At 50.1% G+C, this 23,676-nt stretch carries 15 protein-coding genes; all 15 read right to left on the bottom strand.

What is annotated here, in order from left to right:
- Positions 1-7,821 (bottom strand): non-ribosomal peptide synthetase (locus JI741_RS09145; RefSeq protein WP_236675965.1); only part of this gene is annotated, 7,821 nt, incomplete at its 3' end.
- 110 nt (positions 7,822-7,931) lie between these two features.
- Complete coding sequence (locus tag JI741_RS09140) at positions 7,932-10,313, bottom strand: ABC transporter permease (RefSeq protein ID WP_202008733.1); 2,382 nt, start codon at positions 10,311-10,313, stop codon at positions 7,932-7,934.
- Positions 10,314-10,423: 110 nt separating this feature from the next.
- The gene (locus tag JI741_RS09135; RefSeq protein ID WP_202008732.1) at positions 10,424-11,746 is read right to left on the bottom strand and encodes a M20/M25/M40 family metallo-hydrolase; all 1,323 of its coding nucleotides are present in this window, start codon (positions 11,744-11,746) and stop codon (positions 10,424-10,426) included.
- Positions 11,747-11,763: 17 nt separating this feature from the next.
- Positions 11,764-13,293: a S8 family serine peptidase gene (locus tag JI741_RS09130; protein WP_202008731.1), complete on the bottom strand. Its 1,530-nt coding sequence runs from the start codon at positions 13,291-13,293 to the stop codon at positions 11,764-11,766.
- A 46-nt stretch (positions 13,294-13,339) separates the two neighbouring features.
- Positions 13,340-15,364, bottom strand: a complete 2,025-nt coding sequence (locus JI741_RS09125; protein WP_202008730.1) for a lanthionine synthetase LanC family protein — start codon at positions 15,362-15,364, stop codon at positions 13,340-13,342.
- Positions 15,361-16,293: a DUF6734 family protein gene (locus JI741_RS09120; protein WP_202008729.1), complete on the bottom strand. Its 933-nt coding sequence runs from the start codon at positions 16,291-16,293 to the stop codon at positions 15,361-15,363. Before JI741_RS09120 ends, JI741_RS09125 begins: the two co-directional genes overlap by 4 nt.
- 22 nt (positions 16,294-16,315) lie before the next feature.
- The gene (locus JI741_RS09115) at positions 16,316-16,996 is read right to left on the bottom strand and encodes a glycosyltransferase family A protein (protein WP_202008728.1); all 681 of its coding nucleotides are present in this window, start codon (positions 16,994-16,996) and stop codon (positions 16,316-16,318) included.
- Between the two features lie 426 nt (positions 16,997-17,422).
- Entirely contained in the window at positions 17,423-18,016 is a 594-nt protein-coding gene (locus JI741_RS09110) for a D-glycero-alpha-D-manno-heptose-1,7-bisphosphate 7-phosphatase (RefSeq protein WP_236675964.1), read from the bottom strand.
- A gap of 84 nt (positions 18,017-18,100) precedes the next feature.
- A complete protein-coding gene (locus JI741_RS09105) occupies positions 18,101-19,729 on the bottom strand; it encodes a condensation domain-containing protein (RefSeq protein ID WP_202008727.1) in 1,629 nt (542 codons plus the stop codon).
- A gap of 44 nt (positions 19,730-19,773) precedes the next feature.
- On the bottom strand, positions 19,774-20,283 hold the full coding sequence (locus JI741_RS09100; RefSeq protein WP_202008726.1) for a UpxY family transcription antiterminator: 510 nt from the start codon (positions 20,281-20,283) through the stop codon (positions 19,774-19,776).
- A gap of 681 nt (positions 20,284-20,964) precedes the next feature.
- Complete coding sequence (locus JI741_RS32785; protein WP_255534529.1) at positions 20,965-21,093, bottom strand: hypothetical protein; 129 nt, start codon at positions 21,091-21,093, stop codon at positions 20,965-20,967.
- Between the two features lie 44 nt (positions 21,094-21,137).
- Complete coding sequence (locus JI741_RS32780) at positions 21,138-21,266, bottom strand: hypothetical protein (protein ID WP_255534528.1); 129 nt, start codon at positions 21,264-21,266, stop codon at positions 21,138-21,140.
- Positions 21,267-21,308: 42 nt separating this feature from the next.
- The gene (locus JI741_RS32775) at positions 21,309-21,437 is read right to left on the bottom strand and encodes a hypothetical protein (RefSeq protein ID WP_255534527.1); all 129 of its coding nucleotides are present in this window, start codon (positions 21,435-21,437) and stop codon (positions 21,309-21,311) included.
- Positions 21,438-21,704: 267 nt separating this feature from the next.
- Complete coding sequence (locus JI741_RS09095; protein WP_202008725.1) at positions 21,705-22,418, bottom strand: LytR/AlgR family response regulator transcription factor; 714 nt, start codon at positions 22,416-22,418, stop codon at positions 21,705-21,707.
- Positions 22,419-22,458: 40 nt separating this feature from the next.
- A complete protein-coding gene (locus JI741_RS09090; RefSeq protein ID WP_202008724.1) occupies positions 22,459-23,589 on the bottom strand; it encodes a sensor histidine kinase in 1,131 nt (376 codons plus the stop codon).
- Between the last annotated feature and the right edge of the window lie 87 nt (positions 23,590-23,676).

Genomic DNA, 23,676 nt, shown 5'->3' with positions numbered 1-23,676 from the left:
TATCGTGCGGCTCACCACCCGTACATCTTCTACGCCCGCATAGCCGCGAATAACATTCTCGATCTCACCGATCTCGATCCGATAGCCTCTGATCTTTACCTGGAAATCGCGACGGCCGAGGTACTGCATGTTTCCATCGTCGAGCCATTTCACCAGGTCTCCTGTTCTATATAGTCTTTCGTCAGCTTCAAAAGGGCTGGCCATAAATTTTTCCTGATTAAGATCGTCTCTGTTCCAATATCCTTTACCAACACCTGCACCGCCGATGTAGAGCTCGCCCTTGACGCCGAGGGGCACCAGTTCTTTATGTTGGTCCAACACGTATAGTTTCACATTTTGCAACGGCTTCCCTATGGGCGAAACCGAAGCTTTGACGGGCAGGCTTGCCACGTCGGATTCATAATAGCATGCATCGATGGTGGTCTCGGTTGTGCCATAACTGTTAACAATGCGTATGCGGTCGCCATGGGCGCGCACCAGGCTGGCATAGTCCTCCAGCAAACATACCTCCGAACCCAGCACCACCATTTTGACAAACGAAATATCGAGCGATTCGTCGTTGATGTAGTTCATCAAAGGCATAATCAACGTGGGCGTCGACTCGAAAAATGTGATTTGATGTTCGCGCAGCAGGTCGTAGAGGCCCGCCGGATCGAGGCGCACATCGGCGGGACAAACCACCGTGCAACCACCATGAAGCCATGCCCGGCAAACGTCGCCAAAGAAAACGTCGAACGCCATGCTGGCCATTTGCAACAGCCGCACCGGAAACTGATCGAGGCCATAGGCATGTCGCAAGGCGTCGGTGAGGTTCACCACGTTTCGATGCGAAATCATCATGCCCTTGGGGCGACCGGTCGATCCCGATGTGTAGATCACATACAGTGTATCGTCAGGCCTGCTTTGCAAAACAGGATTGGTGGCACGAAACGTCGAGGCCTGTTCTAGACATGTGGCCACGGGCAACACGGGCGTGTTGGTTTGGGGAATTGCCGCACTGTCGGTCAGCAAAAGTTTTGCACCGCAGTCGCCGATGAGAAACGCAATTCGTTCCAATGGATATTCCGGATCGATCGGAACAAATGTGGCTCCCGATTTAATAATCGCCAGAACATACATCATCATTTTTTCCGAACGTCCAACCAACAATCCGATCCGGTCTCCTGCCACAATGCCCCTTTCGTCGCGCAGATAGTGCGCGATCCGGTTGGCGTGTTCATTCAATTCGGAATAGGTTAAATTCCGGGTATTGAAAACAACGGCCACAGCATGGGGTGTTGCTTCAACTTGTTTTTCAAACATTTCCTGAAAGGTGATCGCATCGTGCAAAGCATTCCTGCGCGGGTTAAAGGCCGTCAGCAATTGGCTGCGTTCGGCGGCGGCCATGAGGGGTATCCGATGAAGAGGTACATCAATATCTGCACACACAACTTCCATCAGGCGATGAAAGTGCGCGGCCATGCGTTCGATTCGTGCCCGCGAAAAAAGGTCTGAATTAAATTCGATCTCCACATCAACGCCCGCCTTCCGCTCAAAGAAATCGATCGATAAATCGAATTGACTGATGGCCGGATAGAGGGTATGTTGTGTAACATGAACGCCTTCGAGCGTCTTCAACTGTTCCACCACATCTTCCTTGTTCTGGAAACCCACCATCACATCGAAAAGCGCAGAGCGCCCGGTGTTGTTTGGCAAGCCCAGGGCATCGACAAGCAGATCGAAAGGATATTCGTCGTGCGCAAATGCCGCAACAACAACACGTTTCACTTCCGCCAAAAGCTCACGGAAATTTTGCTCTCCGCTGAAGCGCGTGTGCAACGGCAGCGTGTTCAGAAACAGCCCGACCTGGTTTTGCCATGCCGATTCATTTCTACCCGCCACGGGTGTTCCGATAACCATGTCTTCCTGCCCGCTATAGCGATAGAGAAGCGCCTTCACGCCGGCGAGCAATGTCGTGAAAAGACTCACGCCTTGCTTTGCACTCATGGCCTTTAAGTTTTCGTGCAGCGACTGCGGCAGCGAAATGCCGAGCTTGTCGCCGGCAAAGGTTTGTACTTTTGGTCGTGCAAAATCAGTAGGAAGATCCAGCACAGGCACTTCGTCGGCAAACTGGTTTATCCAGAATGCGCGACCTTCTTCGTGTGCGCCCTCGCGCAATTGGCGGGCTTCCCACGCTGCATAGTCTTTGTATTGATAGACGGGTTCGGGAAGCGGATTCGTCTGGCCCTTGCAAAAAGCATTGTATAGCGATGTGAGTTCTTTTACAAGAATTTCTACCGACCAGCCGTCGGCAATGATGTGGTGCACCGTGAACAGAAAGAGAAACTGATTGTCGCCTAACAGTGCCAACCTGGCCCGCACCAGCGGAGCCTGTGTTAACTCAAATGCATGCATCGTTTCGTTTCGAATGATAGCCGAAAGGTCGGCGGGTTGTTGCACCTGAAAATGTTGGATCGAAAACAACGCAGGGTCATTTTCACATATCACCTGCACCGGTTCGCCGTTCACCACCTCGAAGGCGGTGCGCAGGCTTTCGTGTCGTTCGCACAACACGCGGAAACTTTCTTCAAACGCTGCGGTGTCAAGGTTTCCCGACAGCGTGAACGCCCATGAGAGTGTGTAGGCTGTCTTTGCTTCCTTCAACTGATCGAGCACCCAGAGACGCTTCTGCGCATGCGAAAGCTCAAAATAACGACCTTCGGCAACACGCTCTATTGCTATGTTCTCCCTTGCCTCGGCGTGCACCACCAACGTGGACAGCTCGCGCACCGTCGGATATAAAAACAAATCATTCAATGTTATCCGCACGCCAAATTCAGTATTGAGGCGAGCGATCAATTGTGTTCCTTTTATGGAATTGCCTCCGTGTTCAAAAAAGTTTCCATCGTTGTCGGGCGACGTTGCCAGCACTTCGCGCCACAGCGCTATCATTCGTGCAATCACCGCCTGACCTTCCTGGCTCGATGCAATGGGATGGGCCTTTATGATGTTGTCGGCCGATGGTTGAGGCAATGCCTTTTCGTCTACCTTGCCATGGGTCGTCACCGGAAGCGATGGAACGGCAATGAACAACGACGGTATCATAAAGAATGGAACCTCGTCCATCAAAAAGCGTCGAATGTCTATCGACTCCAGTTTCACAGGTTCATCATTTTTCAGCACGATGTATGCCGCGAGATATTTTTCTCCTGCTGCATTGTTGCGCACCACAATGTGGGCATCGTCGATGGCGTCGTGTTTTGTGATGGCCTGCAGCACTTCCATCAATTCGATTCTATAGCCTGCAACCTTTACCTGCGAATCGCGACGGCCCATGAATTCGATTTCGCCGTTGTGAAGCCATCGTGCCATGTCGCCGGTTTTGAAAAGCCGTTCGTTTGGTGCAAAAGGTGACGACACAAAGTTACGCGCTGTTTCTTCTTCCAGGTTGTTATATCCCTTTGCCAGGCCCGCGCCGCCGATATACAATTCGCCGGCAACACCCGCGGGAACGTATTGCATTTCCTGATCGAGGATGTAGACCGACCGGTTCGCGATCGGCTTGCCGATGATGGCGGCATCGGCCAGTGTTTCAATTTTATGGTACGTGGCACAAACGGTGGTTTCTGTTGGACCATAGGTGTTGTAGAGCTCCACGCGGCCAATCAACTGGTCGATATAATTTCCTTTCAGAAGGTCGCCGCCACTGATGAGCACACGAAGGCTGTTCACGCGTTGTGGCGATTCGTTGATGGCTTTAATCACCAGCGGTGTTGTGCTCAACACGCTCACCGATTCGCGTTCAAGCGTTTCCAGTAAAGTGTGGATGTCTTTTGCTCCGCTCTCAAGCACAACGAGCGTGCCTCCGGCGCAAAGCACGGGAAATATTTCTTCGATAGACACATCAAACGAAAGGGATGATTGTTGCAAGACCACATCCATGGCCGTGACGCCAAAGTAGCTCGTGAATGTGCGAACATAGTCCACCAAAGCGCTGTGACGAATCATCACCCCTTTTGGACGGCCCGTTGAACCAGAGGTGTACAGGATGTAGGCCAGACCTTCGGTGTCGACGTTTTCAAATTCTTCAGACGTTGGCTGAAGTTCCTGTAAACGTTCAATCTCCTCGACGACCACGGCATTTGCCTGCAGATCTTTTCCGGCCAGAGTCGGGGCATTGGTGTATATATTTTTTATCCCGCAATCTTCTATGATAAAATTCAAGCGTTCTGCGGGATATTCAGGATCAAGGTAAACATAGGTGCCGCCACTTTTCAGCACGGCGATGAGCCCGAGCAACAGGTCATCAGAATTTTTTAACATAAGCCCAATCCGATCGCCGCTGCGCACACCGTGGTGCAGACGCAGCCCATTGGCTATGTGGTTGGTTCTTTCGTCGAGCGTTTTGTATGACATGCAGGTGTCGCCCGCAATCAGTGCTGTTTGCTCGGGATATTTTGAACATGCGCGGCGCAACAAATCCACCACGGTTTCGTGCGCGGGATATGCCACGCGTTCTTGCGTGTGCGCGGCCAACGCACGATCCTGCGCAAACACGTCGAACGAATCCAGCCGATGCTGCGGGTTTTGTGTTACGAGGTCGGTTAGTGTGATAAAGTGCCCGGCCAGGTTTTCGATTTGCCAAAGCTGAAACCGGTCGCTATTGAATTTTATATCCAGCATCAACGCATCGTTGCGCCAGCCGAATTCAAAGCATAAATCAACCAGGGCCGACGTAACGTCCAGATCGTATGGCGCGATAGACACACCTTCCAGTGCATTTTTAAAACTGCTGTCAAAATCCTGGAAGAGGATGAGCACGTTGAACAACGATGCTCCATTGCCCGACAAGCCCAGCTCGCCAGCAACTTTGTTGACAGGATAGTACTGATGTTCATAGGCTTGCAACGCCTGTTCTTTCACACGGTCGAGCAGCGATTCAAAAGACGCATCCTTTTCAACCAACGTTCTCAACACCAGCGTGTGGAGATAGTATCCGATTTGTGGTTCAAGAACATCCCAGTCTCTGCCGGCAATGTCGGTTCCCACAAGAATGTCGGTTTGCCCTGTGTATTTGTGCAGAAGCAGTTTGACGGAGGCCGCCAAGGTTGTGAACAATGTGGTTTGCCGTGCAGCGCTCAGGTCACGCAGCGCATACAATGTGGATGCGGGCACCTGTTTTGAAAACACCTGTCCCTGATAACGATCCACGGCACCGCCGCTGCTATAGGGAAGCTGAAGGGGCTCTGCCCCGCGAAGAAGCTCCACCCAATAGTGGCGGTGTGCCGTCCATGCGCCCGACGCAACCTGGTGGTTGTGCCACGCCGCATAGTCTTTCAGTTGTATCGGTAAAGCTTCTTGCTGATAAGCGCTTTGCGTGCGATAGCTTTCATAGTTTGCAAAAATTTCATCCAGTGCTTTCAACACAGACCATCCGTCGGAGACGATGTGGTGAATGCTAAAAACAAACACGTGCTCGCGCGCTGCCGATCTGACAACGGCCACACGCCAAAGGGGGCCCGTGGCCAGATCGAACGAACGGTCGGCAACTTGCTGGGCCACGCTCCGAACTTCCGGATCGGAAACATCGGAAAGGCCTTCATAAATAAATTGAAACCGAAAATCCCCGGCCGCTATAACCTGTTGCCGGGCCACACCGTCCTGTTCAACAAAAACAGTCCGCAGGCTCTCGTGGCGGTTGGCCAAAGCCTGAATCGCCTTCATGAGAATGTCCACCTGCAGATCGCCCACCAGGTGCCGGGCAATGGTGATGTTGAGTGCGCTTGCTATGGCAGGACGATTGCTCAGCATCCACAAGTCGTATTGACCGTGCGAAAGTTCATAGCTTTCCTGAACCGGAATTGGTTCGATGCCCACGACAGTCCCGATTGGACGAGCTTGAATAAAAATTGTTACCGCTTCAAGCGTTGGGTTGTTTGCAATATCCTGAATTGATACGTTCACCTGGAAACGGCTCTTCAGCGCTGCGCAAAACCGCATGGCCTGCAGGCTGGTGATGCCCATTTCAAACAGGTTGTCGGTAGCATTGATGCGCTTGCCAAAAAGTTCTGCCCACAGCGAGCGCAACGTTTCCACCTGCGCCACGCCATTGTTCACATCGCGTTCGCCCGTTGCGAACTGGGCTTCCACCAGTTGACGCAATTGATTTATCTCATCGTTGAAAACACCGTGTCGGTATTGTCCGACGAGTCTATAGTTTTGAATTTTTCCACTGGTGGTCTTGGGGATTCTGCGAACAGGAATCACGTGACTGACGATGAGGCCCATCCTGCCCACTATGGCTTCTTTTACGGTGAGCACATCGGGCAGAAATGTTTGGAGCGATCCCTTGTGAAGGATGAACAAAACCAACTCTTCGTTGCTTTGCTCATCATCGCGCACACCGCATGCTACCACGCGGCCAAGTTCCGAATTCAATGCGGCGATGGCCACACGTTCGATATCGTGGGGGTAATAATTTTGCCCGTTAACGATGATAATATTTTTCTTTCTGCCGGTGATGACCAACCGGCCGTTGCACACGAAACCCAGGTCGCCTGTTTTCAGCCAACCATCGGCCGTCATAATTTCAGCGGTTCGTGCCTTGTCGTTAAAATAACCGGCTGTTACGTTTTCGCCTTTGATCTGAATATTTCCCACACAGTATTCATCAAGCACGCCATCGTCGTCGCGGCACACCCGAAGGGCACAACCTTTCACAGGGAAACCAACTTCAACAAAGTTGACACCGTCCTCTTCTTCATTTACTTCAACCACCCGATCGCCAATGCTGAGGTTGGTTCTGGAGAGGGTGTAGCTTTTCAACGGCTCCCCTACCTTCGGAAGTGCCACAGCCACACAAGCTTCGGCAAGGCCATAGCCCGGAAACATGCACGAAGGTTGCAGGCCAAAAACGTTCAGCGCTTCCATAAACGCTTTGCAAAGACCAACGGAAATTGGTTCTGCTCCGTTATAGATCAGTCGCACGCGCGAAAGATCCCAGTCCACAGAAAGTACACGATCCTGAAATGTCGACAGAAAATATTGGTATCCAAAGTTTGGAGCATACAACAAACTTGCCTTGTGCTCGCTGGCCTTTGCAATCCACAACAGCGGGTGGCGTATGAACAGCGCCGTGGGCAGAATATATTGATCGATGTTGGCCACCAATGCACTCAAGTGAAAACAAATCAACCCCATGTCGTGTGTGAGCGGCATCCAGCTGAGCGCTGCATCGCCGGGTACAATTTGCGACCGGTCGATGATGCCCCCGATGTTTGCCATCAGGTTGCGATGTGTCAACACCACGCCTTTGGGGTCGCCGGTGGAGCCCGATGAATATTGGATGAAAGCCACATCGTCGGGATCAGGATTATACCGACGGCCAACACCTTCTGATGTGTTCGCGATATCAAGCGATATGAAACGCGATGCGATCTCGTCGTATACTGGCACGAGTTCGTTTTCTGCGCAATAGGACGCCAGTCGTTTCAGATACGCCTCGTCGCTAAAGACAAACGGATGCGACAGTGTTTTCCAGACCTTCACAAATTTATGTTTGTGATCGTCCTGACCCGACATGGTGAGCGGCACGGGAACGATTTTTCCCAGCAGGCATGCCCAGAACGCGATCAGAAAGGTGCGGTTATCTTCGGCCAGCAAAATCATTTCGTGACCGGGTTCTACACCAGCGTCTTGCAGGGACTTTAACAGCGACATCGCACTGTTGTATAGCTGCTCATACGACAGCGTGTCTTCTTCCTGTGAACTACGGATAAACGTAATTCCGGATTTTGCGCCGCGCTGACAATGTTTTAAAACTGACACTAGTGTTGCACTCATACCAAAGAATATGGACGATGGAAAATTGGTTAAACAAAAAAGACTGAAGGGATGTGCACAGTTGCCCGAATTTTCAACTGCGCCGTTATAAATGAGGTAAGAAGACCGTGTTAGCTCCTCAACGTGTCGACGGGATCGAGCAACGATGCCTTAATGGATTGATATCCTACCGTGACCAGCGCCAGTAGCACTGCCACCACAGCGGCAATAAGAAACGGATAGACGTGAATGGAAATTCGATAGGCAAACCCTTGCAGCCATTGATTCATCAGCACATACGCAAACGGTGCGGCGATGACGAACGCAATCATGATAAGCTTCACAATGTTGCCCGTCAGCATCATCACAATGCTGGACTCGGACGCGCCCAGCACTTTGCGAATGCCGATTTCTTTGCTGCGTTGTTCCGTGGTAAAACTTGTTAGTCCAAAAAGCCCCAGGGAAGCGACGATCACGGCGAGCCCCGAAAAGACGCTGAAGATTTTTCCCAACCTCATTTCTGATTTATACAACTGATCGAAGTGATCGTCGATAAACGAATAGTCGAACGGCACGCTGGGGGCAAATTGATTCCACACATCCTTTATTTTTGCCAGGGCACTTTGTGTGTTGCCGGGTTTGATGCGCACCAAAATGTATTCTGCTGCGTTTGGCGCCAGAAACAATATCATAGGTTCAACTTTTGCCTTTAGCGATTGAAAATTAAAATCCTTGACCACACCAATGATTTGAAATTTGAATTTCCATTGGTTGCTCACCGTCATGTCGAGATATTGATTTACGGGATCGTCTACCTTGATCTGTTCTGCGGCAGCTTCGTTGATGATGATCACCGACGCTTCGTCGTCGGTCATCATATCGGACGTCATTTCCTGTGAAAAATTTCGTCCGGCAAGAAGATCGATTTTCAGGGTTTGCAGATAGTCGTAGTCAATGAAAGAAGACTTGAGCAGGATGTCTTGCGATGCGCCCTCCGGCTTAAGCGCCGACACGCGATACTCTTTGCCGGGAAAGCTGTTGGTGAACGAAACACTTTCAACCTGGCTCTGGCGCAACAACTCTTGCTTGAAGGCCATTCTGCTCTCCATTAACCGATCGTTCGAATTCACAATCACCACAACATTCTCTTTGTCGAAGCCCAGTTTTTGTTCGCGCATGTGCTGCAATTGTTGATATACCAATGATGTGCAGATGATGAAACCGATAGACAGTGCGAACTGAAAGATCACCAGGGCGCTACGAATGCCTTTTGCATTTATGCCCGACTTGATTTTTCCTTTAAGGATATCGACTGTGCTAAACGATGTGAGGTAAAACGCAGGATAACATCCGGATATGACGCCGATGAAAATGGTGAGCAGCAGGATCAATCCGATGACGCGCACATCCTGGAAAATCATGGAAAAATAGAATGTCTTTCCTAAAATTTCACCAAGCTGATTTTGCAGGGCATAGACCACCAGCAGGGCGATGAACAGTGCGAAGAAGGTGAGCATCACCGACTCGGTGAGAAACTGCAGAATGAGATCGGACCGGGTTGACCCCGACACTTTCCTGATGCCCGATTCCTTTGCACGATTTGCCGACTTCGCGGTGGAAAGGTTCATGAAGTTAATGCTGGCAATAAGCACAATAAATATGCCTACGAGGCCCAGTATATAAAGATACTGGATGTCTTCGGTGGGGCCGAGGTGGCTCAGCAGATGTCCCGAATACAAATGAATTTTTGTGATGGGTTGCAAAAACAACGTGTAGCCGCCACCATTCTTTTTCCAGTCTACAAGCGGCTGCCCCATCGTTCGTGTGCACATGTCCGGAAATTTTGATTCCAGCGTTGATCCCGATGTGCCGTTTTTTAGCCGCACATACGTTGACAAACGAGGCCAACTCCAGTTGTCTTTTTCTTCCTGCACAAAGTCAAGCGAATAGATAGACGTGAGCATGGTGAAGCGAAAGTGAGAATTTTCAGGAATGTCTTTCACGACGCCCGTCACCGTGTAGGCAACATTGTCTTTGCCCACCTGCAACACTTCGCCCAAGGCCGATTGCTTTCCGTTGAAATAGCGCCTGGCCGTTTCCTGTGTTATCACGATGCTGTTGGGCTTGCTTAACGCTGTGGCCGGATTGCCTTCTGCAAACGGGAAGGTGAATACTTTAAAGAAGCTGGAGTCAACCGCCAGCGCCTCTTCGGCATAAAAATTGTCGCCATCGCGAACAATAATTTCATCAAACTTATAAATATGCGTGGCGGCCGTCACTTCGGGAAATTCGTCCTTCAACGTGTGTGCCAGTGGCGGCGGCGTGGTGGATTGTTGTGTCACTTCTCCCCCCCATATCAATTCAAGGTTCACACGATTCACGTTCTGCGCTTCCTCATGAAATTTATCAAAACTTAGCTCACCCCACACATACGACAGGATCACCAAACTGCTGGTCATGCCGATGGACAGACTAAAAATATTGATAAGGAAATAAAACTTATGCCTTAACATATTTCGAATAGCCGTTTTAAAATACGTCTTAATCATTCTGCTACGTTTTGAGTTTACAAATTTTAAAATATCCGTTCATGCGGGAATGCGCTTCCTTGGCATCGCCCGTTCTATAACGACACGTATACGATCGTAACATGTCGTGCCCCGGCCACTTCCGCAAAGGCTCCCACCGTAGCCCTCACCACATCACAAACAAACCTGTAGTTGATATTCTTCAACACATCGTCGGGACCATTGAGGTACACATTGCGTGACTCGCCGCCATCGCCGATGTGAAGTGCACTAAACCCATTCACCCAAAATTCATAGTGATCGCTTGCTGCAAGATTGGGCGTTGCCTCTCCATCCCCCTCGGCCATGAGCGAAACCACTTTCAGGTTCGGCACATATTTTCCCGCCGCCTGGGTGAATCGTTGCCCGAATTCAACAGACTGTTCGTTGGAGGTGTTTATTACAAAATTGCCTCTGAAATAATTCTGCGACACTTCGCTGTAGGCCACCGGAAAAAGTTGGTCAAAGCCTTCGGGTATATATTGGCTGCTATCTTCGTCAGACGAAAATCCGATCATGTCGTAGTTGATTACGCTGGCAATGTTTTCATATCGCCGAATGCCGTTCTTGTCAACGTAGGCCTTGCTGCCCAGACATCCATCTTCTTCGAGATCGAAATTTATGAACTTGATAGACTTTTCAAAATCATATTGCGACAAGACGCGCATGGCCTCCAGCATGCCGGCCACACCCGTGGCGTTGTCGTCGGCCCCGGGGCTGTTTGGTGCGCAATCATAGTGGGCGGTGAGAAGATAGGTTTCGTTTTCTTCATACTGCCCGGCAATGCGCCCGATGATGTTCTCGCCCACGTGATCCTTCACTTCTTTTGGATATGCAAATATTTGCCGGTAGGGCGTGATGCCCGTGCCACGGTAGCTGTTGTCGATTGTTTTGCGCACCTCGCCGAGGTGTGCAAGGGTTTGGGGCGAATGATAGTTGCGCTCTCCGTTAATGGCCAGAATGAGGTTGCGGACACGCGCAGAGTCGACCTGGTTCACGATCGACTGGATATCAATTTTATAAAGATCGTCGGCCACCAGTTTAATCTTCAGGTCTTCGATGCGCGCGCGCGCGGGAAGATTCCAGAATATTCTTCTGCGCTTCCCTACCTTTACCGGATATCCCACATCACCCTTCGCAGAAGTTGTGTTCACCAAATAGGATTCCCCGCCGTCGTCCGATATTTTCAGGGCAATGCTCACCACCGACTCTTCTTTATCGCGCACATCATATTGCACCACCAGTCGGTTGTGTGCCTTGTCAAGCTTGGCCTTCACATTTTTTATTGCCGGCTTTTCATTTGACTGTGCCGACACCACGCCGGCTACAAACAACGACACCAGCGGCAGGAGGACATATTGTTTCTTGAATGTTTTCATATTGCTGCAGTTATCACCTACTCCCAAATGATTTCAATGGTTCTATTTTTCAATACCACGGTAGATCGTCTGGCGCGATAAGGCTTTGTTACCGACAGGCTCTCTTTGATGATGTCGATGTATTCCTGGTCGCGCACAAAGAATTGGTCGCCTTTGTGAAACACCACTGCCGACAAACTTTCCGACTCAGGAACGCGAAGGCTGAAAACATTGCCCGCCTGTTTCACTTCTTCACTCACCGGCGCAACCACGGCGTTACTGTCGCTCAGCAACACAAGCACTTTGCGCGCATCGGGCACCCCATAGCCCAGGTAGTTGTTTCCATAGCCCGCAAGGTGACTGGACGCTTGAAGAATGTTCAACACCTGGTGGCTCGTTAGCGAAGGATTCTTCTCTAGCATACACGCCACAATTCCGGTGATGACCGGCGCCGAGTAGGACGTGCCGGTTGAAGAATAGACCGATACGTTTGGTTTAACATATGTTAATGCACTGGGGCCGATAGAACTCCATCGCTTTTTGAGACCAAACACATCGGTGGTGCCAACGGTAATCACACCCTTGGCATCGGCCGGCGCGGCCACCACCTGCCAGTCGAGATTCTCGCCCTCGTTGCCGGCGGCAATCACCAGCACCATGCCTTTGTCGCGTGTGGCAATGTTGGCCACGCTTGAAATCGGGCTGGCCGTTCCATCCATTTGCTCGGGTGTATGATTCTCTTCGGGATTGTCAAAGCCTGACGTATAGCCCAGCGACGAATTCACCAGACGAACACCAACGCTGTCCATCCATTCGAGGGCCGAGATCCAATAGTCCTCTTCGCCTCTAAATTCCTTATCCGAAACTTCTGTGCGCGCCAGGTAAAATCGCACCGAGGGTGCCGCACCAAATCGTTCATCCTTGTTTTTGTCGTAGCCGGCAATCAGCTTAAGCACTGCGCTGCCGTGCATCTCATTGTCGTTCCGTAGCGGCTTGAACAAGTCGCCCGGCGATTTCGATTCGGCAAAGTCACGTGCGGCAACGATTTGCTTGTTTGCAAAAACATGTTGCAATGCCGGGTCTATGTCGGCACAATAGTAGTTGCCATCGATAACGCCCACGTTCACACCGCGGCCCGACAAGCCGGCTTCTTCCAGGGCCCATGCATTGATCTGGCCCAACGCAAAACTTTCCGGCGACGACTTTGCTGCGGCCAGCGTGACCCGGTTCTGCACTCGCCGAACCGACACAACGCCATGCATAAGTGCAACGTCACAGGCTTGCTGGTCGGTGAGGCGCGTCGTCACGGCATTGAGCCATTTCGAATAGTTGATAATCTGCGCTCCGGTGGCTGATTGCAGCTGGCGAACATAGGCTTCGTTCACAGGCGCGTCTGAATATTGAGTAACATTCAGTTGCAGCCGTTGCCTGTTGATGGCCGCCTCACGGGAGATATACGAAACGTCGGCCTTAAACTCCTTATCCTTAAAAAAGACCCAATACTTGTCCTGACCGAATGCAAGAATTGCTCCGCACCATACCAAAAGAAATAGAATAGCTTTTTTCATACGAACATATTTTAAATAAGCAATGGTCACGATATCATCATCGGCACTAAACACTTGCCGTGGGGTTAGCCACCAGGATGCCCGCAATGAGATCATCTTTTATCTGTCGCAGCACGGCGGCCGGTGTCATCGCATCTTCGCTGGTCAACGCCACATGGCAAATTTTCGAAATGTCGTTCATCAGTGTTTTCACCTGGCAAGACTCGTTCAGCCTCGACAGCAACAGCGACTGTACTTTGTTTGGATAGATCTCCTGAACGTGTGCATCGTTCCGGCGTGTTTTAAACTCCAGCGTTGTCTGACGAATGTCTTTTACCATCGAAACCCGGCTTGTTGCTTTTAGCAGCACGGTGTGTTGACGATCGCTCTTGAACACGTTTTCAGAAAATCCCAGATCCACTTTCATGTTGGGATTGATGGAGGTTTGCACCTGCACAATGTTGTCGGCAAGCGACAGCCACACATCTTCACAAAGGCCGTCGGGCTGCCCAACCAAAGCCTCTGCTTTTTCCAACGCCATGATTTCGTTCATTTGCACAAACGACTCGCTAATCATGTTGTCTTCCAGTCGCACCTTGGCACGTTCCAGGTTGAAGATGTCGCTAATCGCCTGAATGTATTTCTCATCGAGGGTGGGAATCACGGCTTCTGCAAACATCATGAATCTGTTCTTGATGTCTGCTTCGCCAATCGCCACATTCAGAAATTCACGCCATGCCGCAGGCGCCAGGTTCTCCAACATAAAAATGGTGCGGTAGAAAATTTTACCCAACAGTCGTTTTGCCAATTCGACCCGCGACATGCCGATGAACGGCATTGCGCTTGTTTCGTGGGCGTCGCCAATGGGAAACTCCAGCCCGGGCAACACCAACGATGTGGTGTCGAACGGGTTTTGCAACATCATATAAAAATATCCCACACCGCTCATGCCATGATACAGACTAAAATCTTCGCGGCCTTCAACCTGTGTCGAATAGTCAACACCATAGCTCAGTTCGCGTGCCGTCCGTTTGGCAAACTGCAGATACTTCACATCCTTTGTAATGCGGTAGGCTTCCAGTGCAAACATGCCACAGCCTATTTTTCCGTCGTATAGTCCATACGCCGGCAGGTCGCTCATGGTCGTCGACACTTTGTCAAATACATTATCCATATCGGTTCGATACCGTGTTTTTCCTAATAGTTCATAGGCGCGGCTTCGGGCCAATCCAATGCCCGCCGCACCGTTATACGACACGAGGTCTTCCGATTGCCGGAACGCCTCGAAATTGCCTGTCTTAAAATTTTCGCGCTGAATAAAATAATCCTCCGCATTACGGGTTTCAGCACTTTGGTTGGGCCAGTTATTTCTCTCTTCGCTCCTGTAATAGTCTTCAAAGAAGAAGACCTGTTCGGCGAAGGTGTAGAAGGTGTCGTTTTCAAAATAGCGACCAAGCTCCAGCAACACATAGCCAATGCCCGATGCGCCAAGCGGAAATCCGCATTCGCTGTGTGCATTCACCTGCGCACTTTTCCAATACAATCCCTGGCGGCCGTGGCGCACATCGCGCATGAGTTTGTTGACATAGAGGTTTATCAGATCGAGAACCCATTTTTCGTCGGTGAGTGCATGCAGGTGAAGAAGCACCAGAAGGCTGCCGGCTCGTCCCTTGTGAAAGGTGTTGAATGTGCCGGGGTTGTTGAGATATTGCTCTGCGCTTTTTTGTGCAATCTTTTTTGCTTCGTCAAGGCAAACTGCGTTCAGGCTCACCTTGTAGAACTGAAGCAGCGTGTAGGCCACGCCCATTCGGCCGTGTGCAAACGAATAGTCGGCTGCGGGTTGTGTGTTCACGAACCGCACCAGGTTTTTCACGGCCTGGTTGGCCAGCGAAATATACCGTGGGTCCTGCGTCTGGCGATAGAGCTCGATCAGGAACAGGGTCACGCCCGAAACACCGTTTGCCAGCGATGCCGAAGCATGCTGCTTGCGATCGCTTTTGAGCGGATCCAGCACGCTGTCGCCACGGCGTGCTATTTTGTCGCCAAGGGTGATGGCTTCTTCCAGGAATGAAATACTTTTTGTTACGTTCATAGCTGTATCGTGTCAAGTTCTTCGAGAATATCAATGATCTTGAAATAGTGATCGGGATGATGCTTGCGGAGTTTATATTCCAGCTGAGCACAAACCGTCATGTTCTTCTTGAACCCAAAAATGGGGTGCACGTAGGCGTTACTTCCCCGCTGCCCGATGAACTGCGCCTGAGGAAACGTATTGTAGCTTGCATCGTCCAGCACACAGGCAACGTTTCGGTTGTGCTTGCCGGTGAAGCAGGTAAAAATGTAAGACTCAATAATTGCATTCATAATATCGATTTTGTTGGTGCCCGAGCTCATCATCAGGTCGCGTTCCAGATACGGAAGATGGGCATCGATGATGTGGAGGTTGTTGTTCACAAACGCAAAAACCTCGCGGGCATATGCCTCCAAAAACTCCACATCGCTGCCACCGCTCACGCCCGGGTTGAAAACACTGATAAAATCTTCATCGCTCTGTGCATGGTCCGAAAAACATGTTGGCACAAACGCAAAACCGGCCATCATGTCGAGCAACATCAAATTGCATTCGGGAGGCATCAACATTTTGTTTTGCATCACCAGCGGTGCATGCTCCAGTGCCGCATGGAGCTTTTCAAAAATAAAAACGTCGTGATCGACATGGAGAAAGGGTTCGCGTTGGTTGCAAAACGTGTGCACTTTGGCGAGCGACCACAAGTCTGCATCATATTCGTTCAGGGCATCGAGCGCCAGCACAACCTTTGTGTAGGGAAGATCAAGTGCGGCAAACAGTTGGCTACCCAATTCGTCGGTCACCAATTCCACCTGGTCATAGAATCTGCGAAGCTGCAGGCAGCTCAGCGAATAGGCCATCAACTGATATTTTCTTTCGGCCCAGCCTCCGTTGCTCCGGCTGCTCAGGTTCAACGTTGACGGCTTAGACCAAAAACTTTGTATGATTTTCATCGGTGTGTAAAACTAGGTACGCTTAGTGGTCCATGTGTTCAACGGGCACCATCGCGCCCGATTTGTAGGTCAGCATATTTTTGCGGATGCCAAAATGACCCTGGTTCGATACGATTCTGCCCGCCAGCAGATTGGTGCACGATCGTCGTGAATTGCGAAATTCCATTTCTTCCCACGACAGGCGCGAGTCACAATTCTTGATGCTGTCTTCTTTTGTGTTCTTGATGGCTGCGATGTATTGCGCATCGGGGAAACGCCGATACATCAATCCAAACTCTGCCAACCGGTTGATGAGGTCCATGTCTTCGTGTCCCATAGGTTCGAGCGCCTCGTCATAGCCTCCGATGTGGCGAAAATATTTGTTGTGCATGCCAATGCGTCCATAGCTCCCGGCCTGATAGTCGCCATCGAATTGATGGAGCAATAATTTTTCGCCGTGCTGCAAGAACTGGTCAAGCACAAAAGCACTTCCGTTGGCACCTATAAGATTGTCGCCATCCAGGTTCACCAGAAATTCGCCCATGCCATAGTAGTGTGCCGTGTTCTTGGCAATGGAAGCATGCCAGGCGGGCATCTCTTCCGTATAGAAATAGCGCAGGTATCCTTCGTCTAATGCTTCTTTGAAATTTGACAACACCCAGTGTTGCAGTCCGTCTTTGCTGCTGAGGTCAACCAAAACAAACTCGGTGATATCCTTCAGCATTTTGTTTCCCTCCAGATTCTGGCCAAGCGTTTTAGAAATCTGGTGAAATCTGTTTTTGCAGGTAATACAAAAAGACACTTTCTTGTTGCGTATCATAGCAGTGAACAATTAGTGTGTGATGGTCAGCGCACCTACCTGTGCAGACAGGGCTTCGCCAACGGTGAGTCACATTCTCATTTTTTTATCAATTCTTTGGAAAGTACCGCTGCCCTCAGAGCAATCGGTTGGCAATGCCTTGCTTAACAACTATACCCGCGACAAAACCGATGCTCACGATGGCAGGGCTTTTTTTCGATGGTCAGGGTGTGTTTTGCTATCATGGTTCTAAATACGGCAGAATGCCCTCGGGCAGAAAAACTTTTAGACCAACGTGGATCCGTTTTAGACGTACATGGGATTTTGCAGGATTCCCGCAAAACATTTCCGTCAGACCAGCACCCGTTGGTTTTCGAGCACGATGGCAGCCGCTTCGCTCAAGCTTGTGGCCGTTGCCGTTGGAGGTATGCTTCCCGCACGATCGCGGGTTGTTTCAGTGTCCGAAATTAAAAGGGTGAAACAGCCGGCGCGGCGCCCCGCAGCCACGTCGTCGAGGCTGTTGCCAATCATCCAGGAGTTTTGCAAGTCGATGTTAAAGTCTTCGGCCGCGCGCAGCAACATGCCCGGCGCGGGCTTGCGACAGTTGCAAGGCCGCGCATAGGCCGCCACACTTCCTGCCGGATGATGCGGGCAAAAGTAAAAGCCATCGAGCGTCACGCAATAGTTTGCCAACTCCGTTGCCACAACATTGCCCACGTTTATAACCGCCTCTTCTGTAAAAAAACCTCTGGCCACGCCAGACTGGTTGGTTACAACAATGATGAGAAAACCGTGTTCCTGAAGCTGGCGCAAACTTTCGCGTGCCCCTTCGTAAAATTCCATCCGCGAAGGATCAACATTATAGGGCACGTCGACCAGCAGCGTGCCATCCTTATCAACAAAAATCGCTTTGTTGATTTTGCCGTGTTGTTGCGTGTTGTTCATTGCAAAAAAATATCATTATCCTGTCGGCGCGAAAGGCCGATGGGGCGGTTAGTGTTCAATTCAAAAACATTCTCTTATTCCGGCTCAGGAACGACCCGTTTGCAGATGATGTAACACCCGGTTCAGGTTTCGGAAGAACCCCTTTCGAAGGCGTTCTATGGTTTTGCACTCGTGGGCTTTTGCGTTGTATACAATCTCCACCAGCAGCTGACCGTCTATGACCATCGTTAGAAATTCCAGCTTTGTGGTCATGTGATTTTCTTTGTCAACATCGCCCAGTTCGCCTCCGGGTTGAAAATCAAAAAGTTCGTTGTTAAAATCGGAGCTCAATGCTCCCAGATATTTCAGGCGCACTTCCGATCGCTCAAACGATTCGTTGTCGGTATGACTTTGAAAGTGCTGCAGGCCATAGCTGAGGTCGCAATGCGGCACAGAATCCACCTGCGCTTTGAGCGATTCGATCAGTTGACCAAGCGACTCGCCATGCAAGGCAAGCCGCAAGGGATATAGGGTCGACAACCAGCCAATGGTTCTCGAAAAGTCCATGCCGCAGATGTGCCGGCCGCTGTCTTCCTGTTCAATCACTACGGTGTCGGCTCCCGTCCACTCGCTGAGGGTGAGGGCAAGCGACACGTTCAGCACCACCAGCACCGTGGTGTGGTAGCGTTGATGGGCATCGCCCAGGAGAAACTTGGTGGGGCCGGCTTCGAGGTAGCCAATAACCCGGCAAGCATTGCCCGACCGCCAGTCGGGTGTGTCGAAATCAAGGGGTATGGAGAAAGGCGTGTTGTGAACAACTTCCCAATAGTCGGGGGCGCTTTCCACGCAGGCCGAACCTTCGTCGTGCAATGTGGTGGCCGAGGCCGTGCCTTTCAGCAAGCGTGGTCGCTTGCCAACTTCCAGGGAATGATATACCGAATACAGGTCCTTTATAAAAATCTGCCACGAGGTGTTGTCCATCAGCAATTGATGGGCGGTGACGAGCAAATAGCTGCCGCCGTGGCGAACCTTCACGATGGCCGCTTTCATCAGAATATTTTTTGCCAGGTCAAATTGGCCCTTCCATTTCGACAAGGTCGCTGCCTGGTCTATGTTTTCTTCCAGCACCAGCGAAAGATGATCTTCAAACACAAATTCGTCCAGCGCAAAATTCGTCATCGTATGCTCGGGCTGAACCGCCGTGGTTCCTTTGCTTTCGTCATAGCCAACGCGCAAACCATCGTGATACAGAAGCAGTTTTCGAAACGCCTCTTCAAGCATGGCCTTGTCTACAGGACGTTTGAGTGCAAACGCAAACGACTGGTTATAGTGATGTGGGTTTTCAAAATGTTGTTCAAAGAACCATTTCTCCATGGGAGCGATTCGCGTTTCGCTTGGTTTCTTTTTGTTCTTTACCGGCACCTTCACGGTTTCCACCTCCTGGTGTGACGCGATTTTTTCAATGGTGCGGTAAATGAGTATGTCGCTTATTTTAACACTGATGCCATGTTGTGAAAGACGCGATGCAATTTCGACGGCAATCATCGGGTCGCCTCCAATGCTAAAAAAATTATCGTTGACGTTGATGTCATTCCGTCGAAAAACTTCCTTCCAAACGCTCACAAAGCGATCTTCGCTTGCTGTTGGTGAAACGCGCTCCTGCACCGACAGTGGCGCACCCTCTTGGCGGGGTGCCACATCATTGATGTCTTGAGTAACTACTGTTTTTGTCATGACTTTTGGGATTTTTTTGACTTACGGCTATACTGACCTGACAGCTATAGTGCGTCGACCTTTTCAAGAAAACTGGATTGAATGTCGACCGAAATAGCTTGTGCAATGGAGCCGAAGCGAATACCGAAACGTCTACCTCCCTTCTTCTCCAACAAGACACCGACCATGCCTGCAAAAGGACCTTGTGTCACTCTCACATTTTCGCCGGTTTCATAAAATTCTTCATTCTCGATGCTCACGTCTTCGTCGAGCAATCGTTTTATGGTGGTGATTTCCTTTTGCGGCACAGCCGATGGCAGCCCGTCGACGGAAATGAAACGTGTGATGCCCGGAACGTTAAACACTTTGAAACGATCTCTGAGTGAGATCTGCACAAACACATAGTTGGGAAACAACGGAACACTGAGCTTCTTCTTGCGATCGCTCCATTGCTTCACCACTTTTTGACAGGGAAAAAACGCATTGATGTTTTGCTCGGTCAAATCCTCAAAAATCCGCCTTTCCTGCTTGGGATAGGTGTAAACAACATACCAGGGGATTTCAAATGTGTTCATACAAAATCATTTTTACAAAGTTGGATATGCCGCGGCGTTGTCTGTTGGGCAGGGCTTCGCCGTCGTGGGTCACACGGGTTATTTTTTGCTCATAGTTTTGCTATTCGTGCCAGGAAAAACCGGCAAGGCAAAAAGAGACTGGTGCTGTCGGACGAACCGGCAGCAAATTTTGGATTGCCTTTGCGTATCGGGTTGGATACAGGCCTCGGGGTTGGGGCGTTATCGTGCTACGCCAAGTAACCCTTCGCATTACGAGTCGAAAATCAAGTGAAGGCTTACGGAAACATTCTGTTTCGGAATGTCAACGTATTCGTTGTCATCGTGCGCCACCCGGTTGGGAAGCTGTGCACGTTGGAAGAAATGATGGTGCTATCGTGCGCCCACAGGGCATGGATGCACTCAATTTTGCTACAGTTCTTTTTCTGAAAGTAAGTTTTTGGGTTTCCATGGTGATGACACGTTTTAACTACTGGGGGACGATGAATGATGAAAATAGTGGCGACCGTGTTTCGGTCAGCAGCCCCGCGGCTTCAGTTCCGTGCACATGGGGAGGAACGACAGTACTACAGCGCGGTGGCTGCCGGCGTGTGCGTTTAATCTTGCAACAGTTCTTTTGGAGAGTGATAGTTTTTGCGTTTTCATGGGGTTGTTTTTTGGGTCTGGGAGTTTCTGTTTGTGAGGCTAGTTGCCGCGGGCTTTCAGTTCGGTGCACATGGGCAGGAACGACAGCACTATAGAGCGATGGCTGCCGGCATGGCCGCTTAATCTTGCAACAGTTCTTTTGGAGAGGGACAGTCTTTGCGTTTTCATGGGGTTGTTGTTTTTGGGGTTGTTAGAGATTCAATTTGTGAGGATTAGTTGCCGCGCGCTTTCAGTTCGGTGCACATGGGCAGGAACGACAGCACTATAGAGCGATGGCAGCCCGCGTGGCCGCTTAGTCTTGCAACAGTTCTTTTGGAGAGGGACAGTCTTTGCGTTTTCATGGGTTGTTGTTTAGAGTGTGGTAAAATTTCTACAGTTTCGTTTCAGATGCCGCGTGCCTTCAGCTCGGTGCACATGGGGAGAAATGAAAGCACCACGGAGCGGTTGTTGCTGGCGTTGGCATTCAAGCGGGCTACTGTTCTTTTTGCGAGGGTGAGTTTGTTAGTTTTCATGGTTTTTTCTTTTGGGTTGTTGAATACTTTTTTTCTCAACGACTTTTTCAAACATCAACCGTGTTTGCCTGCGTTGATGATACTAAGTAACATCGCCACCACGCCGTCTGAAAAGATTTTAGACCAACATGTCTATAAATTAGACGTACATGAAAAATTGAAGAATGTAAAGACCAACGTTCTTTTCGTGGACCTGAAAAGGCACAAAAACAAGGCTTCCAGGGGTGCTGGAAGCCTTTCTTACGGCAAGAAACCCGTTAAAAGACGTTAAATGTTCTTGAGTTGGTTCAGCAGGGCATCTCGGTATTGCAGCCCAATGGGTGCCTGGAAGTTATTGATGAGCTCAATAACGTTTCCATTTATAGCCTTTATGGCATTTAGTCTTACGATATAGGATTTATGGCTTCTGAAGAAAAGGGTATTGGGCAATAGCTCTTCAAGCCGTTTCATGGTGATGTGGGTGATGATGACCTTCTGCGACGTATGCACCTTCACATAGTCTTTCATGCCCTCTATAGAGATGATGTCGTCATAGTTGATCTTCACCAGCTTGTAGTCCTGCTTCACAAAGATGTGATTGGTCTGGCTGGTCTGGCCTTCATGCGCGTCGGCAGTGCCCTGCTTCTGCTGCATTTTCACCTTGTTAACAGATTTCAGAAAACGCTCAAACGGAATGGGTTTGATGAGGTAGTCTATGGCGTCAACATTAAAACCTTCCAGGGCATACTCCGGGTAGGCTGTCGTGAAGATCACATAAGGAGTCTCCTTGAGCGCCTTCACAAACTCGATACCGGTTATCTGGGGCATCTGGATATCACAAAAAATGAGATCGACCGACGCCGCATTCACCTTGTCGAAGGCATCTATGGCGTTATCGCATTTGCCTACCAGGGTAAGAAAGTTTATGCGTTGAATGAACGTCTCCAGTACATTTTGAGCAAGCGGCTCGTCGTCAATTATGAGGCACCTGATCGTGGACATGGGTGTGTGGGGTTTTGGTAACCAAATTTAGACCTTGACGCTATTTCAGCGTTATCGTCAAATTTATCAAAAAAGACGACACATCTTCTACAACATTCAGGGTATATGCGTGCGGATAAAGCAGGTCCAGGCGCTTGCGGGCGTTGGCAATGCCAATGCCCCCCACTTTCTTGCCCTTATTCTTCTCCTTCTCTCTTTCCGTTGGTGTGGGACTGAAGCGGCTATTGCCCACCTCGGCTTTCAGCACTCCGTTTTCGGCACCCAACCTGATGCTCACCCACGATCGCTTGATCGACTTGTTGATGCCGTGCTTGAATGCATTTTCAATGAAAGGAAAAATGATCAGGGGTGCGATGCTAAGGCCATCGCTGTTTCCATAAAACTCCACATCGATGGTTACGCGCTTGGTGTGCCTGATTTTTTCGAGCTCCACATAGTTGGCAAAAAAAAGCAACTCCTTTTCCAGGGGCACACTGGGAGCATTGGAGTCGTATAGTGTGTAGCGCATCAGGTCGGCCAGCTTCAGCACGATCGCCGGCGCGTTGTCGCTTTTGTCGAGCGTGAGCGAATAAATATTGTTGAGGGTGTTGAACAGGAAATGCGGGTTGATCTGAGACTTTAGAAAAGCCAGCTCAAGATTCAGGTTGTCGCGCTCCAATTTGAAAGCCTGTGTGCTGAGGTTGAGCACGGTCACGGCCAATTTCATGATGAGGGCCGGCGAAAGCAAATACGACAGGTCGAGTAAGATTTCGGGCGCATCCTTCAGACGCAAAATTCCAACCACGCCCTCGTTCAATAAGCGTTGTGCATACATATGATATCCCTTGCCGGGGATGTCGACAAACCGCGGCAGAAGCGAATATTCAACAAACGCCACAAAGGCATAGAAGTAATAGACCAGCACCAAACAAAGGGCCATGTGCAGATACTTCCGTTTGAACAACAATTTGGGAACAACGTAGTAGGACAGGAAATAGAATATGCTTGAAATGATGATAACATCTTTCACTTCCACCAGGGCCGTCATGCCAAGCGACAATCCCATCAATGGTTTCTTTACATAGATAAAGAAAAAGAAGATGATCAACCAGAACAGAACATGCAGGGCAATGCGAAGGTATTTGAGATATTCTCGGGTGTTCTGAAGCTTCCGCCAAACGTTAGGTTTCATTCACAAAACAATAAATACGACCTCCAACAACTTCCAAAAAAAGACCTATCATCAAAGTGCTACGTCTAAAAGCTGTCGAAGAATGTC

The sequence above is a fragment of the Chryseolinea lacunae genome, from assembly GCF_016735595.1.
Taxonomy (GTDB): domain Bacteria; phylum Bacteroidota; class Bacteroidia; order Cytophagales; family Cyclobacteriaceae; genus Chryseolinea; species Chryseolinea lacunae.
Note: the sequence above shows the minus strand (reverse complement) of the source record. Positions and strands in the feature narration are given on the sequence as shown.

Excerpts from the sequence above, each read along its gene's own strand:
- JI741_RS09140 (WP_202008733.1), bottom strand. The coding sequence starts at position 10,313 with ATGTTAAGGCATAAGTTTTATTTCCTTATCAATATTTTTAGTCTGTCC.
- JI741_RS09135 (WP_202008732.1), bottom strand. The coding sequence starts at position 11,746 with ATGAAAACATTCAAGAAACAATATGTCCTCCTGCCGCTGGTGTCGTTG.
- JI741_RS09130 (WP_202008731.1), bottom strand. The coding sequence starts at position 13,293 with ATGAAAAAAGCTATTCTATTTCTTTTGGTATGGTGCGGAGCAATTCTT.
- JI741_RS09125 (WP_202008730.1), bottom strand. The coding sequence starts at position 15,364 with ATGAACGTAACAAAAAGTATTTCATTCCTGGAAGAAGCCATCACCCTT.
- JI741_RS09120 (WP_202008729.1), bottom strand. The coding sequence starts at position 16,293 with ATGAAAATCATACAAAGTTTTTGGTCTAAGCCGTCAACGTTGAACCTG.
- JI741_RS09115 (WP_202008728.1), bottom strand. The coding sequence starts at position 16,996 with ATGCTGAAGGATATCACCGAGTTTGTTTTGGTTGACCTCAGCAGCAAA.
- JI741_RS09110 (WP_236675964.1), bottom strand. The coding sequence starts at position 18,016 with ATGAACAACACGCAACAACACGGCAAAATCAACAAAGCGATTTTTGTT.
- JI741_RS09105 (WP_202008727.1), bottom strand. The coding sequence starts at position 19,729 with ATGACAAAAACAGTAGTTACTCAAGACATCAATGATGTGGCACCCCGC.
- JI741_RS09100 (WP_202008726.1), bottom strand. The coding sequence starts at position 20,283 with ATGAACACATTTGAAATCCCCTGGTATGTTGTTTACACCTATCCCAAG.
- JI741_RS32785 (WP_255534529.1), bottom strand. The coding sequence starts at position 21,093 with ATGAAAACGCAAAGACTGTCCCTCTCCAAAAGAACTGTTGCAAGATTA.
- JI741_RS32780 (WP_255534528.1), bottom strand. The coding sequence starts at position 21,266 with ATGAAAACGCAAAGACTGTCCCTCTCCAAAAGAACTGTTGCAAGACTA.
- JI741_RS32775 (WP_255534527.1), bottom strand. The coding sequence starts at position 21,437 with ATGAAAACTAACAAACTCACCCTCGCAAAAAGAACAGTAGCCCGCTTG.
- JI741_RS09095 (WP_202008725.1), bottom strand. The coding sequence starts at position 22,418 with ATGTCCACGATCAGGTGCCTCATAATTGACGACGAGCCGCTTGCTCAA.
- JI741_RS09090 (WP_202008724.1), bottom strand. The coding sequence starts at position 23,589 with ATGAAACCTAACGTTTGGCGGAAGCTTCAGAACACCCGAGAATATCTC.